This is a genomic window from Mesorhizobium sp. C395A, from assembly GCF_030323205.1.
Taxonomy (GTDB): domain Bacteria; phylum Pseudomonadota; class Alphaproteobacteria; order Rhizobiales; family Rhizobiaceae; genus Mesorhizobium.
In genome coordinates this window covers 3,443,678-3,459,057 of sequence record NZ_CP100473.1, presented here as the reverse complement: position 1 = coordinate 3,459,057, position 15,380 = coordinate 3,443,678, and the positions used below count along the sequence as shown (strand labels likewise).

The following is a 15,380-nucleotide window of genomic DNA, read 5'->3' as shown; positions in this document are numbered from 1 at the left end:
CAATCAGGAGGTTGTATCGTTGGTTGCCGAACGGGTGACGTGGCACGTCACCCGCCGGGCGTGGATTTGCAGCCGTTCGCAAGAGATGATTCACCTAAGGGTTGCAAAAGTTGCGGGCGCTCGGGGTCCATTTGCCGAAGCCGGTGGCGACCATATTGGCGATGACGCGGCAGACATAGAATTTCTGCGCGGGGTCATTGTCGGGGCCGGCGTGGTAGCGGGCGACGGCCATCGACCAGCTGACATGACGCGCATGCAGGCTGGCCAGGAAGCGCGCGGCATAGTCGACATTCTGGCGCGGGTCGAGCATGTCGTCGACGCTGCGGAAATGCGCGGCGTGATAGTGATGGTTGATCTGCATGCAGCCGAGGTCGATCAGCGTCTTGCCCTCACGTCGGGCTGCTTCGAAGGCGGCCAGGGCCTCAGTGCGGCTCCTTGGAAATACCGCTTTTCCCTCTATATTCAATGCGTTAGGTTGCAAGCTACCCTTCTTGCCGGTCTCGGTCAGCCCGACCGCATAGAGGATGCCGGCGGGCACGCCATAGCGGTCGGCGGCACGCAAGATCTCGGGCTCGCAAGGGTTGGTGGCGGCGGTGGCCGGCTTGGTGGCGAGGCTAGATAAACATATCGTCGCCAGCGCGCTCGCGAGCAGGCGCGCCAGCGCGGCCGAATTCCTGGGCATCGTCATTGCGGTTTCTTCCCGACTGCTGGCCGCCCGAACCCGTATTGTTGCCGCTCGAGTTTCCGGGCTGAAAAGCGGACTGGTCGCGGCCTTGCGGCATTGGATGCGAGTTCGCTGCATCGCTGCGGGCCGCTGCGTGGATCGCTATCGAGGGTTGCAGGATGGTGACCTTGTCGACATCGAAGCCGAGCCCGCGCAACGACTTCACGATGGCGTCGCTGTCGGTGGCGAGACGGCGGTAAGCCTCATGGGTTTCGGGCTTCAATTCTATCGAAAGTTGTTCTCCGGAAAGCCTGAGACTGGCGGTGACCATGCCGAGCTCTGCCGGGTGAAGCTCGATCTTCAATATATGTGTCGGAACGGCAACAGAACCGGCCGTCTGGGCGGTCGTCGACGGCGTCGAAACCGCTTGCCGCAGGCCGTTATCCGAAGCCAGCGCGTCGATAAGCGCCGAAGTCGTTTGGTTTATCGGACTATGCGCGGGCGCGGGGAAGCTCTGTTCGGCGACAATGTCGACGCGCGCAGCGAATGGCGGCTGTTTTCCCTGTGTGGACGATGCCGCGGAATGGGCTCCATCGACGGACTTCGCCGACGGCGCGGACCGTTTTGCCGCGGGTGCCGAAACGTCGCTTGCCGTCTGGTCCGCCGGTAGAGGAGGCGTCGGACCATCCTGGTGCGGCAGTTTGCCGGACTGGAGCCCGATCGCGGGCAGCTTTTGCCCCTGATCCTGTGCGGAAACGCTGGTACCGGGCTTGGCCCGTTCCGGTCGCGTCGTCGTGTCGAGTCTGTTGTCAATGCCGGACGCTGCGCGGTGTCTCTTCAGAGGCGACGTCTGTGCAGAAATGGCCTCGCCAGCGGGCGCCGGTTGCCCAGTCTGTCCATTCGTCGCGATGCCGTTCCCGCTTGTCCGGACCATTGAGAAATGCCTGATATCGTGCAACGCCAGCACCAGTGGCAAATGATCCTGCAGCGATCCTGCATCCGCGTCTCGTCCGGCCACCTCAGCGTCCTTGGATGGTTTGTCCGGGCCACTATCGGCATGTTCTTTTGCGGCCTTGCCGGCAGCGGATTTCGTCCCCGTTTTGCCAGACTGGGTGTGTGGGATTTCGCTTTTGCCGGGACCGGCAGGGCTGCGTTTGGCCCAATGCGGCTCGTGCGATGCGGCCTCAATTGCTCCCTGGCCTATCGGTGTCGGCGCATCGTCGTCGCCGCGCACCATGTCGCCGAAGCTTTTGTCGCCGCCCTTGGCGTTTGAGGCCGACTGCTTCGATCCGGCGTGCGCGGGAGCCGGCAGGGCCTGGCCAACATTGGTGGTCATTTCGGGGCTGCTCCAAGCATCTGGTCGATCAAATCGAGCTGGCGACGCGTCCTCGCCATGGCGGCGTCGGTGGGATCGGTAGGCTCTACTGCGGCGGGGGCCGGCACCGATGCCGGCACGACCGGAGCCGCATCGCTGGCCGAGGCGACTGCAGGCGTTTCCGCCGCCTTTGCCTCTGGCGTGCTTGGTGCCTGCGCGGCCGGTTCACTTGCCGCCTTCGGTCGGTCGGTTGCTGCCGGTTCACTCGATGTTGTGACGGCTGGCTGTTCCGGCATCGCGCCTTCGACCGGCGGCAGCTCTGGCTCGTCGGGTTTTTCCACTGCCGCGGTCTTAACCGGCTCCTGCCTGGCCGCGGCAGGTGCGGGCTTTTCGGCAGGCAACGGCGCCGGCGGGGCGATGACTTCACCCGCCACGGCCTGCGCGGCATCGAGCAGGTCGCGGTCGCTTTGCGAAAGCTGGTTGCGATCGATCTTGTCCAGCTTGGCGCGGACCTCGCCGATGGTGCCGGACGTTACCGTGGACAGGCTGGAATAGAGCTGGGCGCGCGGATCGTCCTGATTGTGGATGCCGTCGCGGCCCCGTTCAGCCCTGGCCGAGGCGAAGGCGGAGAGATCGGCAAAGCCGTCGATCGCGGCGCGGCGGGCGATGCGCAGATAGATCACCTTCTCGCGCTCGGGATCCATCATTGCGGTGATGTCGGCGAGCTTGTCCTGGCTGATTGCCATGTGCAGCGTGATGACGCCGGAGACGAATGCGTCGGCGAACTGGCTGGCATAGGGCGAATAGAGGTAGTCTTCGACATATTGGGTTGAGGCAAGCGCGAAACGCGCACCGTCGCCTTGCGCGGCGGCGATGCCGACCGAGCGGCGCAGCGCTGCTTCCTCGACCAGCGTGCCGGGGCTGAGCAGGCGAGCATCGTCGAGCAGCGCAAGCGCGCTGACCGGTTGCTCGGTGGCGAGAAGCGAGCCCTTGACCAGCGCCAGAAAGGCACCGACATCGGGGGGCAGGGTCATCGGATCGATCGGCTTCAGCGCCTCGATCGCAGCCGCCTGCCGGCCGTTCAGATAATCGACAATGCCCTTGGCGATGGTCAGGCTTTGCGGGTCGGTCTTGGCGCGCGACACCGCCGCCTCGACGGTGACGGGGTTGCCGCCACTCATGCCATAGACCAGCAAGGCGCGAAAATTCTTCGGGTCGCTGAAATCATCTGCGTCCGCCGCGCGCAGCCTTGTGTCGGCCATTTCGAGCAGCTTGGCCTGCATCGGCAGCGCGGCGTGATCGCCGGCGGCGATGCGGTCCTGCACAAGCTGCAGCGAGCGCACCAGCTGATAGGGCTGCAAGCCGTCCTCGGCGAAGGCCGATGGCGGATGGACAGCGCTCAGCAGCAGCAGCCCGACGGCGCGGCCGATGATCGCGGCGCGCCTCATCCGTCGGTCGCCATCAGGATTTCGATGCGGCGGTTCGCGGCCGCCATCGGGTCGGCTGCAATTTTCGGCTCGCGATCGGCGAAGCCGGCGACCTCGGTGATGCGGCGCTCGTCGACGCCGCCGCGCACCAGCATGTAATAGGCGGAATGGGCGCGCGCCGTGGACAGCCGCCAATTGTCGTAAGTGTCGCTGCGGAACGGCCGCGCGTCGGTGTGGCCGTTGATGCTGATCGTGCCTTTCTGCTCGTTGACGATGCGGCCGATCTTTTCCATCGCCAGCACCAGTTCACGCCTAGGCACCGCCGATCCGATCTCGAACATGCCGAAATCGAACTGGTCCGTGATCGAAATGACGACACCCTTGTCGGTGGCTTCGACGGAGACGCCATTATGCAATTTGTCGCCTGGCTTGAAGGCCTCGGCCAGTTCCTGCTTGACCTGCGCCGCGGCTCTAACAGTGGCGGCCGTCGGCGCCTTTTCCGCGGCTTCGGGTTTGGGTGCGGGTTGTGCTTCGGCAGCTTCGGCCTTTGCAATCTGGGCCTTCGCTGCTTCAGCCTTGGCCTCTGCCTTGGCTTCAGCCTTGGTCAGTGGCTTATCGGAAACGGATTTCGCCAGCGGCTCGAGCGGCGCCGCGGCCACTGGCGGCGCGGCCGGCACGGCCTTCACCTCCGCCACTTGCGTCTGTGCCGCCTTGTCACCCGGCTTCAGCGGATCGCCTTCGATCTTGCTGCGTTCGGCGGTGGCTTCGGCGCCTGGTGCAGCCACCTGCTGCGACCAGAAATCCGGCGCGAACGGGTCGCGGTAGGATTGGCCACCGGATGCGCCGGTAGCCGGGCCGGACGCCTGCGCGCCGCCATCGCCCTTCTCGCTGACATTTTGCATGACGCCGGTGTCGGTGGCGATTTCCGACAGCACCGCATAGGGATCGGCAAACAGATGCTCGTCGGAAAGATCGGTCTTCGGCGCCGATTCCTTCGATTGCTTCTTGTCCGAGGTGCCGGCGCCGCCGATGCCGTCCTGTCCCGCCTTGCTGGTCTTGTCCCGCGGGTCGTCCGCCGTCAGCCCGACCTTGCTCGGGCCATCGCCGAGATCTTCGAGGCCCTTGCGGCTGGCGTTGCGATCGACCAGCTTGACCGGATTGAAGTAGCTGGCAACCGCCGCCTTGGTCTGCTCGTTGGCGGCGTTGATCAGCCACATGACGAGGAAGAAGCACATCATGGCGGTCATGAAATCGGCAAAGGCAATCTTCCAGACGCCGCCATGGTGGGCGTCGTCGTGGTCGTCGTGATTGCGCCGCACGATGATGATCTCGTGCCTGGGCTCAGCGGCGTCGGCAACGCTCATGACGTCCACTCGTTCATAAGAGGGCCCTCGCTCATGATAGGGCCTCGGACAAGGCGGCCGACCATTCGGCAATGCGGGTTTCGAACACCGCCTCGTCAATGGCGACGGTAAGGTCGAAGCCGGGTGCCTCGACGAAATCGAGATTGGCCGCGCGTGGGCCGAGCGAAGCCTTCAGCGTCTCGAACAATGACAGCGGTCCGCGCACGGCGATGCGCACCGCCTCGCTGTCGCCGACGGCTTCGCGGATCGTGCCGGCAAGGGCTTCCAGCGAACGCTTCTGCAGATCGTCGCTGACAAGGCCGCCAATGATGCGCGCAATGGTGGCGCCGACGAGGTCGCTGACCTTGGCCTCCATGATCTCGATACGGGCAGTGACGACCGCGCCGACATCGCCGCCGAAAGTTTCCAGAAAGGCCTTTGCTTCATCGGCGTTGGCCTGTCTCTGTGCCTCGAGCGCTGCCTGGTGGGCGATGGCAAGGCGGGCTTCAAGGGCGGCTTCGGCATCGATGACCGCTTCGGCGATCAGCGCGCCGATGTCGGCCTGCGGCGCCGACGTCTCCGGCCTTGGCTCGGCCATGGCCGCGAGCGAGGGCTGGCCGGCACGCTGGCTGCGTGCGCCGAAATCCGGCAAAAGGTCGAAAAGCGCTGCCGAGGCCATGGTCTATACCGCTGCTTCCTGGGCCGCCCATTTGCGCAGGATCTGCGCGGTGCGCTCCTCATTGATGTCGACCATGCGGGCAAGCCGCTCCTGCGGCGCCGGCCTGATCTTCTGACGAAGATCGTCGAGTGGAGTCGGGCCTGGGCGGCTGCCGGGCAAGGCAGCCGGCGCCGGTTCGGCGCCGGCGGCTTCGGGTGTCGGCAGTGAACGCTGGACGTCGTCGAAGCTCGGACCGGCAAGTGCCGGCGTCGGCCGCGCGCTCAGCGCGGTGGCCATTGGCCTCAGGCCGAAGAAGGCGACCAGGAACACCACGACGATGAACGCGCCGGCGTTGATCATCGTACCGGCATGGGTTCCGATCGACGCCATTATGCCCGGCTGTTCGACCGGCTCGCCGTCCAGCCCGTCGATGAACTCGACCGCCGAGACATCAATGATATCGCCGCGCTTGTCGTCGAAGCCGGTGGCCGAGGCCACCATCTTCTGGATGTCGGCAACGCGCTTGGCGATCTGCTCGGGCGTTGCGTCCTTGCCGAGGATGGTCATCAGCCGCTGCTGATTGACGACGACGGCGATCGACATCTTGGTAACGGAATAGCCGTTCGAGACTGTGGCGATCTTCTTGGAGTTGATCTCGTAATTGGTGATCTCCTCCTTGCGGTCGTTCGCCGATGACGTCTGCGGACCATCGGTGCTGGTCGCCTGGGTCTCGGGCAGGTTCTGCTCGACGGTGGCCGGGGTCGAGGCCTGCCTCTGATTGCTGTTTTCGTTGGCGCGCACCGACTGCACGGAACGCTCCACGCGCGACTCCGGATCGAAGATTGTCTCTTCGGTCTGGCGGGTGTCGGTATTGACGTCGGCTTTGACGCTGGCGCGGAAATTGTCGGGGCCGAGATAAGGCGTCAGCGCGCGGCGGATGTTGTCGCCGATCTGCGCCTCGACGGTCTGCTCGACGCCGAGCGTGCGGGCAGCACTTGTGTTGGAGGGATCGTCGCCGGCGGCGAGAAGGTTGCCGTTGGAATCGAGCACGGTAACCTTGTCGGCCGACAGGCCCGGCACGGCGGCGGCGACGAGATGGCGGATCGACATGGCGCTCTTTTCGGCGTCGATGCCGGAATAGCGGATGACCACCGAGGCGGAGGGTTGCTGTTCGTCGCGGCGGAAATTGGCGCGCTCGGACATGACGATGTGAACGCGGGCGGCCTTGATGCCGGATATCGACTGGATGGTGCGGGCGATCTCGCCTTCCAGCGCGCGCACGCGGGTGATCTGCTGCATGAAGGAGGTCAGCCCGAGAGAACCGACATTGTCGAACAGTTCGTAGCCGGCATTGGCGCTGGTCGGCAGGCCCTTTTCGGCAAGCAGCATGCGCGCCTGCGCGGTTGTGCCGGCCGGCACCAGCACGGAGGTGCCGTCGGAGCCGACGTCGAAGCCGATGCCGGCTTCGCCGAGCACCAGGCCGATCTGGTTCACGTCGGAGCGATCGAGCCCGACATAGAGCGTCTCATAGGCCGGGCGGTTGAGATAGACCGAGCCGATGCCGATGACGGCCATCACCAGCGCGGCAATGCCGGCCAGCATGGCAAGGCGCCTGACGCCAAATGCCCTGAGATTCGAGATGATGCTCTGGATCTGTTGCGGCACGATTCAAGCGCTCCCAGCATGATATTCCGTGGAACACTAGACCGCGAAGCTTGTGCGAAGATGATAGAGCATGTCGCCCGGAAGTGTGCAGCGGTTCCGGGTCAACGACATGCGTCAAAACACAGCCACAAAGCGAAAGGGCCGCGCCGTCGGCGCGGCCCTTAATTCAAGGGGAGGAGCAGCGTTCAGCTTACTGCTTGAACAGCGCCAGGATCGACTGCGAGTTGCCGTTGGCGATCGACAGCGACTGGATGCCGAGCTGCTGCTGGACCTGGAGTGCCTGCAGCCGCGTCGATTCCTTGTTCATGTCGGCATCGACCAGCGCGCCGACGCCCTTGTCGATGGAGTCCGAGAGGTTCGACAGGAAGCTCTTCTGGGTGTCGATGCGCGACTTGGCGGCGCCGAGATAGGCGGCACCCGTGGACAGCTTGGCAAGCGCCGTTTCAACGGCGCCGAGTGCGGTGTCGATGGCCGCCGGGAGGACCTGGGTGGTGCTGGGATCGAAGAAGGTCGTCGCCAGCAGAGCGCCGACGATGCCGCCAGTGCCAGGAAGATCGAGAACCTGCGTGTCGGCCGCCTTGACGTCGATGGTGTCGATGGCGACGGTCGTGCCGGTGCGGTTATAGGACGCGACGATCTTCAGGTCGGAGGTCGCAGCAGCGTCGTTCTGCAGCAGGTTCGAGCCGGCATAGGAGGCGTTGGTGACCGACGACTTGATCTGGTCCTGGATGGCCTTGATTTCGGTCGCGATCTTCTGCTGGTCGTCCTTGCTGGCGCTGCGTGCAGTGACCAGCTTGGCCTTGATCAGGTCGACCTGGTCCTTGATGTCGGTGATGGCGGTGTAGGCGGTATCGACCTTGCCGGCGCCGAGGCCAAGCGCGTCCTGAACGGCCGAAAGCGCCTTGTTGTCGGACTTCATCGTGGTGGCGATCGACCAGTAGGCGGCGTTGTCGCTGGCGGTGGCGACGCGGTAGCCGGTCGAAATGCGTGACTGGGTGGTTTCAAGCTGCTTGTTGGTGTTGTTCAGGCTCTGCAGCGCGGTCAGAGCCGAAGCGTTCGTCATGATGCTAGCCAAGATATTTACCCCTTTTAAAACACTGGCGTGTCCCGAACACGCCGGACAACTTCATCAAGGGGGTAGGCATAAGCCCATCGACCGTATGGTCTGCCCGCCATGGAATGGTTAACCATGACTACCGGGATATGGTTAACGGCCTGTTAAACCAAGCCATTCAGGGCGCTGGCCAAGAGCAAAAATCGGCAGCCATTTAGCAAGAAAATCAACAGCCGCAAAAAGAAATCGGGCCGCGCTGTTGGCGCGGCCCGACGGATGGTGTCAGTCGTAATGTCGAGAGATCAGCCGCGGAAGAGCGACAGGATCGACTGCGAGTTGCCGTTGGCGATCGACAGCGCCTGGATGCCGAGCTGCTGCTGGACCTGGAGGGCCTGCAGACGGGTCGATTCCTTATTCATGTCGGCGTCGACCAGAGCGCCGACGCCCTTGTCGATCGAGTCCGACAGGTTCGACAGGAAGCTCTTCTGGGTGTCAATGCGCGACTTGGCGGCGCCGAGCGAGGCAGCGCCGGTGGACAGCTTGGCAAGCGCGGTTTCAACAGTGCCGAGCGCGGTGTCGATGGCGGCGGGGGTAACCGCCGTGGTGCTCGGGTCGAAGAAGGCAGCGGCGAGCAGGCCGCCGACGATGCCGCCCGTGCCGGCGACATCGAGAACCTGCGTATCGGCAGCCTTGACGTCGATGGTGTCGATGGTGACGGTCGCGCCGGTACGGTTGTAAGCGGCAACGATCTTCAGGTCGGACGCGGCGGCAGCGTCGTTCTGCAGCAGGTTCGAGCCGGCGAAGTTGGCGTTGGCGACCGAGGACTTGATCTGCGCCTGGATGGCGTTGATTTCGGTCGCGATCTTCTGCTGGTCTTCCTTGGAGGCGCTGCGGGCAGTGACCAGCTTGGTCTTGATCAGGTCGACCTGGTCCTTGACGTCGTTGATGGCGGTGTAGGCGGTGTCAACCTTGCCGGCGCCGAGGCCGAGGGCGTCCTGCACGGCCGAGTTGGCCTTGTTGTCGGACTTCATCGAGGTCGCGATCGACCAGTAAGCGGCGTTGTCGGAAGCGGTGGCAACGCGGTAGCCGGTCGAGATGCGGGCCTGCGTCTGCTCGAGGGATTTGTTGGTGTTGTTCAGGCTCTGCAGCGCGGTCAGCGCCGAGGCGTTCGTCATGATACTGGACATGGCTACTCGTACCTTGATTTTTACAGGGTGTTTTTGACATACCGGCTTTTCCGGTATGACGGAGCGGCATCATGCCAATGATCGTGAGACCCGATCACCCGCCATCTGCGAGCAATATGCGGGCAAGTCCCTACCAAAGGGCTAAACGGGACGGTTAACCGGAAATATATTGCATAAAATTTTAGCAAGGCGCCAAGGGCGCGCGGACGGTCAGGTGAAGGAGCGCACCAGGCTGCCGACAAGCAGGTTCCAGCCGTCGATGAGGACGAAGAACAGGATCTTGAAGGGCAGCGAAACGACGGTCGGCGGCAGCATCATCATGCCCATGGCCATGGTGATGGTGGCGACGATCAGGTCGATGACGAGGAACGGCAGCACGATCAGGAAGCCGATCTCGAAGCCGCGGCGGATTTCGGAGATCATGAAGGCCGGCACCAGGATGCGCAGGTCGACGGTGTCCCTGGCAACGACCTGGCCGCGTTCGCGGGCGAGATCGGCGAACAGGTCGAAGTCCTTGTCGCGGACATTGTGCAGCATGAAGGTGCGGAACGGGTCCGAAATCTTTTCGAACGCCTCGGTCTGGCTGATCTGGTTGTCCATCAGCGGCTTGACGCCGGTGTTCCAGGCCTGGTCGAAGGTCGGCGCCATGACGTAGAAGGTCATGAACAGCGACAGCGAGATCAGGATCAGATTGGCCGGCGTCGACTGCAGGCCGATGCCGGCGCGCAGGATCGAGAAGGCGATGACGAAGCGGGTGAAGCTCGTCACCATGATCAACAGGCCCGGCGCCACCGACAGCACGGTGATCAGACCGAACATCTGGATGATATAGCCGACGGTGGCGCCGTCGGCCTTGCCGATGCCGCCGAGATCGAGCTGCTGGGCGGCGGCGACAGAGGTGGCGGCGACGACGATCGCGGCGGCGAGGACGAGTTTTCTCATTCGAGCAGCAATGTCCTGATCAGAACCTGTTTGGCATGGCCACCGCTGCGGATTGCGGCGCGCTCCTCGAGGTCGGCTTTCAAATGCTGGTAGCCGCTGGCGCCTTCGATCTGATGCATCTTCAGGGTGCGGACCATGGCAAGCAGGTCCTGGTGAATGCTTTCGGTAAGTTCCGGCGGCTGCGGCGCATCGTAGACCACCGACGCTTCCAGCCTTATCCAGGTGTCAGCAGGCGAAGCCAGATTGGTGGTGATCGGCGCCAGCTGGACAAGCGTCGGCCCGGTGCCGGGAGCATGTTCGGCCGCCTTGCTCGGTTGCTCGGCATTGGACTGGTTCTCCGGTGCGGCGGGCACAGGCACCGGTCCCCCGACGCCCTTCAGATAGCCGCCGGACATCCAGCCCATGCCGATCGCGGCGCCCGTCACCGCCAGCAGCATCGCAAGCTGGATGACAAGCGACGGGCCCTTTTTTTGCTGAACCTGTTCGACATTTGCCACGGCGCCGTTCTCCAGTCCTAAAAGGGGAGGACTTGGTCGAGGATCTGCTGACCGTAAGCGGGCTGCTGGATTTCGCTGACGCGGCCGCGGCCGCCATAGGAGATGCGCGCCTCGGCGATGCGTTCATAAGAGATGGTGTTTTCAGCGCCGATATCGGATGGACGCACCATGCCGGCGATGGTCAGCACCCTGAGCTCGTAATTGACGCGCACCTCCTGTGAGCCCCGGATCATCAGATTGCCGTTGGGCAGGACTTCGGTGACGACGGCGGCGACGTTGAGCTCGAGGTTCTCCGAGCGCTTGATTTCGCCGTCCGCATTGGTTTCGGTGGTGGAGCTCAGCCCCGCGTCGCCCTTGCCGCTGGTGGTGGCACCTTCCCATCCGAGGTTGACGTCATAACCGAGCTTGCGCCCGGCGGTGCGGCTGCGGTCGTTCTGGTTCTTGAAGTTGGCCTTGTCGTTGAGCTTGATCCTGACGGTGAGGATGTCGCCGTCGCGCAGCGCGCGTGGGTCGGTGAACAACCGGCTCTGGCGATCATCCCACAGCGAGAATTTCTTCACTGGCGCGGGTGGCGTTTCGGGATAGGAGTAGGGCGCATTGACGCTGCCGGTAATGCCGGTGCCAACCGGCGACAGCGCCGGCTCCCTGCCGATCTCCCTGGGGTCGGAGGCGCAGCCGGCAAGTGAAGCGGTGGCGACCAGGGCGAGTATATGCGACTTCATGACGGGTCTACCCTTCGCGCCGCGCTGGCCATAATGCCGGTGAGCGTGGCTGCCGCCTTCTGGTCCATTTCGTTGAGAATGACGCCGGCCTTGCGCGAATCGAGTTTCATCAGGATGGCGGCGGCGAGATCGGTGTTGACCATGGCCAGGCGCTCGGCCGCGGCATCCGGTTTCATGCCGGCATAGATCTTGACGACGCCATCCTCGGCGCGGGCCAGGAAAACTTCACGCCGCTTCAGCCATTGCTCGTATTCGGCGCGCTTGTCGTCCAGCGCCTTCATGCGCTGGTCGATGCCAGCCTGCAACTGCTTCAACTCTTCGGCCTGCAGCGCGTAACGGCGGTCGCGGGCGGCGTCGGCGATGTTGGAGCAGAAGCGCTGGATCTCGCTTTCATCGGGCACCTTCTCGCGGACCAGCTGCTGCATTGCCGCCGGCTGTTGCCCGCCAGGCAGAACCTGCCGCACCGCTTCTTCCGCGCGAACAGTGCCGCCGGCAAGGACGGTGGCGGCGATGACGCAAGCTGCCAAGGCTGCGCTTCGGCGGTGCTGCTTTTGGGAAAAGAAATCGATCATCGGCATGGCCTATTGGAGAACCAGATCGGCCTGCAAAGCGCCGGCCGACTTGATGCCTTGCAAAATGGCAATGATGCCGTCCGGCTTGACGCCGAGACGGTTGAGGCCCGACACCAGCGTTTCGAGGTTCGGTCCGTCGAGCACATTGACGCGGGCGTCAGGCCGCGTGGCATCGATGGTGGTGAAGGGTTCCTCCGCTGTCATGCCCTTGGAGAACGGTTCCGGCTGGACGATCTTCGGCTGTTCGGTGATGCGCACGGTGAGCGTGCCGTGGCTGATCGCCACCCGCGAGATCTTGACCTCGTTGCCGATGACGATGGTGCCGGTGCGTTCGTCGATGACGACGCGTGCCGGCGTGTCGGTCTCGACCACCAAATTCTCGATCTCGGCGTAGAAGCGCGCCGCCGAAACATTCTTCGGCCGCCTGATCTGCACGGTACGTGCATCGCGCTCCGCCGCCACGCGCATGCCGAAGCGTTGCGAGGTGTAGCCGTTGATGGCGTCGGCGATGCGGACGGCAGTGGAGAAATCGGGGTTGCGCAATTGCAAGGTGAGCAGCGCCTGGTCCTCGAATTCGGCGCGCACAGTGCGCTCGACGATGGCGCCGTTGGGCACGCGGCCGGCCGTCGGCACGCCCTGCGTCAGCTTTTCGGCATCGCCTTGGGCAGTGAAGCCGGAAACGATGACCGAGCCTTGCCCGACAGCATAGATCTCGCCATCGGCCGCCTTCAGTGGCGTCATTATCAGCGTGCCGCCGGCAAGCGATGTGGCGTCGCCCATGGAGGAGACGTCGATGTCGATGCGGGCCCCAGACTGCACGTAAGGCGGCATGTTGGCGGTGACGATGACGGCGGCGACGTTCTTGGCCCGCGCGCTGCCACCTTCGGTGGCAATGCCGAGATTTTCGAGCATGGCGCGGATCGACTGTTCGGTGAAGGGCGAATTGCGCAGGCTGTCGCCCGATCCGGCGAGGCCGATGACGAGGCCGTAGCCGACGAGCTGGTTGTCGCGCGAAGCCTGCAGCTGCGCAATGTCCTTGATGCGCGATGCGACCTGGCCGGGTGGCAGAGAGCTTGGGCCGTTGGAGACCCTGAACATGCGGTTGGTGGTGGCCGGATCGTATTCGGGATCGACAAAGGCGCCGCCATTCTGGCCGGCAAGATCGCGCTTTTGCTTCGGCGTAAGACCGTCGGCCAGCGCCGGCTGCAGGCCGACAACGGCCGCGAGCAGAAGGGCAGCTCCGCGTCTCATGACGCGCTGACCCGGATGGTGCCGTCAGCCATCACCGTGCCGGAAAAGATCTTGCCGCTGTCTGTGTTGCGGACCTTTATCAAATCGCCGGCGGCACCCGGCTGCAGCGACACCGCCGTGGCCGAAATGGTGAGGTCGCCCGCGATGAAATAGACCTGCACGGCGGCACCCTGTTCGACCAGCCAGGCGTCGCGGATGGCGGCGACCGGGATATAGCGGCCGGGCAGCAGCGTGCGCTTGGCGACCTTGCCCTGGAGTTCCATGGCCCGCGTGGCGACCGCATCTGGCCTGTGCTTGCCGGGGAGCAGCGTCACCGGTTTCAGCACGCCGGTGTCGATCATCTCGCCGGGATAAATGACCCGGTTGGGGATCAGAACGATCTCGCCGGTTGCCTGACTGCTCGCGACCTGAGTGGTGGTCTGCTGGTCTGCGCTCTCCTGGGCAAACGCCGGCACACTGCCGGCCACCAGCGCCAGGATCAGCGCGGTGCGGCAAAGCGCGGAGCGGAAGGCCGGAGAGACCATCAAATCTTACCTGATGTTCTTGGACACGACGGAGGCCATGTCGTCGGCGGCCTGGATGACCTTGGAGTTCATCTCATAGGCGCGCTGCGCCGAGATCAGCTCGGTGATTTCCTTGACCGGATCGACGTTGGAGGCCTCGAGATAACCCTGCTCCACCGAGGCGAAGCCGGGATCGCCGGGCACGCCGACATTGGCCGGGCCGGAGGCCGGCGTCTCCTGGAACAGATTGTCGCCGAGCGGCGCGAGGCCTGCTTCATTGGCGAAGTTGGCGAGCTGCAGCTGGCCCAGCAGCTGGAGGTCGGTCTGGCCGTCGATGCGGGCAAAGACCTGGCCGGTCTTGTTGACGACAACTTCGATGGCATCGGTCGGCACGGTGATGGCCGGGATGACATTGGCGCCGTCGACGGTCACCAGCTGGCCGGTGGCGTTGGTGTTGAAGGCGCCGGCGCGGCTGTAGAGCGTGCCGCCGTCGCCGCCCTCGATCTGGAACCAGCCGCGGCCCGTCAGCGCCATGTCGAAACTGTTGCCGGTCGAGGTCAGTTCGCCCTGGGTATGGACGTTGCGCACCGCCGTCGTCTTGACGCCGAGGCCGATCGACACGCCTTCCGGCACAAGCGATGAATTGGAGCGGTTGGGCACGCCCTGCGTGCGGTCGACCTGGTAGAGCAGGTCGGAGAATTCGGCGCGCGCGCGCTTGTAGCCGGTGGTGTTGATGTTGGCGATGTTGTTGGCGATGACTTCCAGATTTGTCTGCTGGGCATTCATGCCGGTCGCTGCGATGGCGAGTGCTTTCACGGCAAGTTCTCCTCAGATGCCCATACGGCTGATTTCGAGATAGGCGGAGACGACCTTGTCGCGGATGGCGATCGTGGTCTGCAGGGCCTGCTGGGCGCTCATGACGGCGTCGACGACCTGACGGGTATCGGCGTCGCCCCTGAGTGCCTGGATCGACACCTGCTCGGCATTCTGCAAGGTGTTGACGGTCTTCGAGGCGGCCTGGCTCAGCGCCTCGGCAAAGGTGGTGCCGATTTCGCTGCCGGCCATCGGCGCCTTGGTGCCCTGGAACAGGTCGGTCGTGGTATCGGCGCCACCGATCTCCGGCTTGAGGGGAAGCGATCCGATACCGCCAATGCCGCTGATCATTACTGGTTCCTCATCAGGTCGATGGTCATGGAGATCAGATCACGCGCCTGCTTGATGACCTGAAGGTTGGCTTCGTAGGAGCGGTTGGCCTCGCTCATGTCGGCCATCTCGACCAGCACGTTTACATTGGGCATCTTGACGTAGCCCTTGTCGTCGGCGGCCTCGTTGCCGGGCTGGAATTCGACGGGAAAGTCGCTGGGGTCGCGGTCGATGGAGTTGACCTCAACTGTCGTGCCACCCGAGGCACGGTCGAGTTCCGAGACGAAACTGATGGTCTTGCGGCGATAGGGGTCAGCGCCCGGGGTGTTGCCGGTCGACTGCGCGTTGGCGAGATTTTCCGAAACGACGCGCAAACGGTCAGACTGGGCGCTGAGGCCGGACGCGGCGATCTTGAGGGCTGAGGTCAAGGCGTCCAT

17 protein-coding genes are annotated in these 15,380 nt (G+C 64.1%); all 17 read right to left on the bottom strand.

The annotated features are described in order from the left end of the window. Nucleotides 1–94: 94 nt before the first annotated feature. Nucleotides 95–682: a transglycosylase SLT domain-containing protein gene (locus tag NLY37_RS16915; protein WP_023740984.1), complete on the bottom strand. Its 588-nt coding sequence runs from the start codon at nt 680–682 to the stop codon at nt 95–97. Then, the gene (fliK, locus tag NLY37_RS16910; protein ID WP_023740985.1) at nt 615–2,000 is read right to left on the bottom strand and encodes a flagellar hook-length control protein FliK; all 1,386 of its coding nucleotides are present in this window, start codon (nt 1,998–2,000) and stop codon (nt 615–617) included. Before fliK ends, NLY37_RS16915 begins: the two co-directional genes overlap by 68 nt. Next, complete coding sequence (locus tag NLY37_RS16905; protein WP_023740986.1) at nt 1,997–3,427, bottom strand: MotC family chemotaxis protein; 1,431 nt, start codon at nt 3,425–3,427, stop codon at nt 1,997–1,999. The genes fliK and NLY37_RS16905 overlap by 4 nt, the downstream gene beginning before the upstream one ends. Beyond that, complete coding sequence (locus NLY37_RS16900; RefSeq protein ID WP_023740987.1) at nt 3,424–4,770, bottom strand: MotB family protein; 1,347 nt, start codon at nt 4,768–4,770, stop codon at nt 3,424–3,426. The genes NLY37_RS16905 and NLY37_RS16900 overlap by 4 nt, the downstream gene beginning before the upstream one ends. Before the next feature lie 31 nt (nt 4,771–4,801). After that, nucleotides 4,802–5,428, bottom strand: a complete 627-nt coding sequence (locus NLY37_RS16895; RefSeq protein ID WP_023701073.1) for a hypothetical protein — start codon at nt 5,426–5,428, stop codon at nt 4,802–4,804. 3 nt (nt 5,429–5,431) lie between these two features. Then, complete coding sequence (fliF, locus tag NLY37_RS16890; protein ID WP_023740988.1) at nt 5,432–7,072, bottom strand: flagellar basal-body MS-ring/collar protein FliF; 1,641 nt, start codon at nt 7,070–7,072, stop codon at nt 5,432–5,434. A 190-nt stretch (nt 7,073–7,262) separates the two neighbouring features. Next, nucleotides 7,263–8,147, bottom strand: a complete 885-nt coding sequence (locus tag NLY37_RS16885; protein WP_023683302.1) for a flagellin N-terminal helical domain-containing protein — start codon at nt 8,145–8,147, stop codon at nt 7,263–7,265. A 281-nt stretch (nt 8,148–8,428) separates the two neighbouring features. Then, nucleotides 8,429–9,313 (bottom strand): flagellin N-terminal helical domain-containing protein, encoded by an 885-nt coding sequence (locus NLY37_RS16880; protein ID WP_023683303.1) that lies wholly within the window; start codon nt 9,311–9,313, stop codon nt 8,429–8,431. Nucleotides 9,314–9,523: 210 nt separating this feature from the next. After that, nucleotides 9,524–10,255: a flagellar type III secretion system pore protein FliP gene (fliP, locus tag NLY37_RS16875; protein WP_023686348.1), complete on the bottom strand. Its 732-nt coding sequence runs from the start codon at nt 10,253–10,255 to the stop codon at nt 9,524–9,526. Next, the gene (locus tag NLY37_RS16870) at nt 10,252–10,752 is read right to left on the bottom strand and encodes a flagellar basal body-associated FliL family protein (RefSeq protein ID WP_023673655.1); all 501 of its coding nucleotides are present in this window, start codon (nt 10,750–10,752) and stop codon (nt 10,252–10,254) included. Before NLY37_RS16870 ends, fliP begins: the two co-directional genes overlap by 4 nt. 17 nt (nt 10,753–10,769) lie before the next feature. Beyond that, nucleotides 10,770–11,474 carry a flagellar basal body L-ring protein FlgH gene (gene flgH, locus NLY37_RS16865; protein WP_023673654.1) on the bottom strand — a complete coding sequence of 235 codons (705 nt, stop codon included), beginning with the start codon at nt 11,472–11,474 and terminating at the stop codon, nt 10,770–10,772. Continuing rightward, nucleotides 11,471–12,052: a MotE family protein gene (locus tag NLY37_RS16860; protein WP_031195437.1), complete on the bottom strand. Its 582-nt coding sequence runs from the start codon at nt 12,050–12,052 to the stop codon at nt 11,471–11,473. Before NLY37_RS16860 ends, flgH begins: the two co-directional genes overlap by 4 nt. Before the next feature lie 3 nt (nt 12,053–12,055). Further along, a complete protein-coding gene (locus NLY37_RS16855; protein ID WP_023740990.1) occupies nt 12,056–13,297 on the bottom strand; it encodes a flagellar basal body P-ring protein FlgI in 1,242 nt (413 codons plus the stop codon). Next, the gene (gene flgA, locus NLY37_RS16850; RefSeq protein WP_023740991.1) at nt 13,294–13,821 is read right to left on the bottom strand and encodes a flagellar basal body P-ring formation chaperone FlgA; all 528 of its coding nucleotides are present in this window, start codon (nt 13,819–13,821) and stop codon (nt 13,294–13,296) included. The genes NLY37_RS16855 and flgA overlap by 4 nt, the downstream gene beginning before the upstream one ends. A gap of 6 nt (nt 13,822–13,827) precedes the next feature. Then, nucleotides 13,828–14,616, bottom strand: a complete 789-nt coding sequence (flgG, locus tag NLY37_RS16845; RefSeq protein WP_023673650.1) for a flagellar basal-body rod protein FlgG — start codon at nt 14,614–14,616, stop codon at nt 13,828–13,830. Between the two features lie 12 nt (nt 14,617–14,628). Beyond that, complete coding sequence (fliE, locus tag NLY37_RS16840) at nt 14,629–14,964, bottom strand: flagellar hook-basal body complex protein FliE (protein WP_023737680.1); 336 nt, start codon at nt 14,962–14,964, stop codon at nt 14,629–14,631. Beyond that, on the bottom strand, nt 14,964–15,380 hold the full coding sequence (flgC, locus tag NLY37_RS16835) for a flagellar basal body rod protein FlgC (RefSeq protein ID WP_023686341.1): 417 nt from the start codon (nt 15,378–15,380) through the stop codon (nt 14,964–14,966). Before flgC ends, fliE begins: the two co-directional genes overlap by 1 nt.

Coding starts and splice junctions, on each gene's coding strand:
- NLY37_RS16915 (WP_023740984.1), bottom strand. CDS start 682: ATGCCCAGGAATTCGGCCGCGCTGGCGCGCCTGCTCGCGAGCGCGCTG.
- fliK (WP_023740985.1), bottom strand. CDS start 2,000: ATGACCACCAATGTTGGCCAGGCCCTGCCGGCTCCCGCGCACGCCGGA.
- NLY37_RS16905 (WP_023740986.1), bottom strand. CDS start 3,427: ATGAGGCGCGCCGCGATCATCGGCCGCGCCGTCGGGCTGCTGCTGCTG.
- NLY37_RS16900 (WP_023740987.1), bottom strand. CDS start 4,770: ATGAGCGTTGCCGACGCCGCTGAGCCCAGGCACGAGATCATCATCGTG.
- NLY37_RS16895 (WP_023701073.1), bottom strand. CDS start 5,428: ATGGCCTCGGCAGCGCTTTTCGACCTTTTGCCGGATTTCGGCGCACGC.
- NLY37_RS16880 (WP_023683303.1), bottom strand. CDS start 9,313: ATGTCCAGTATCATGACGAACGCCTCGGCGCTGACCGCGCTGCAGAGC.
- fliP (WP_023686348.1), bottom strand. CDS start 10,255: ATGAGAAAACTCGTCCTCGCCGCCGCGATCGTCGTCGCCGCCACCTCT.
- flgH (WP_023673654.1), bottom strand. CDS start 11,474: ATGAAGTCGCATATACTCGCCCTGGTCGCCACCGCTTCACTTGCCGGC.
- NLY37_RS16860 (WP_031195437.1), bottom strand. CDS start 12,052: ATGCCGATGATCGATTTCTTTTCCCAAAAGCAGCACCGCCGAAGCGCA.
- NLY37_RS16855 (WP_023740990.1), bottom strand. CDS start 13,297: ATGAGACGCGGAGCTGCCCTTCTGCTCGCGGCCGTTGTCGGCCTGCAG.
- flgA (WP_023740991.1), bottom strand. CDS start 13,821: ATGGTCTCTCCGGCCTTCCGCTCCGCGCTTTGCCGCACCGCGCTGATC.
- fliE (WP_023737680.1), bottom strand. CDS start 14,964: ATGATCAGCGGCATTGGCGGTATCGGATCGCTTCCCCTCAAGCCGGAG.
- flgC (WP_023686341.1), bottom strand. CDS start 15,380: ATGGACGCCTTGACCTCAGCCCTCAAGATCGCCGCGTCCGGCCTCAGC.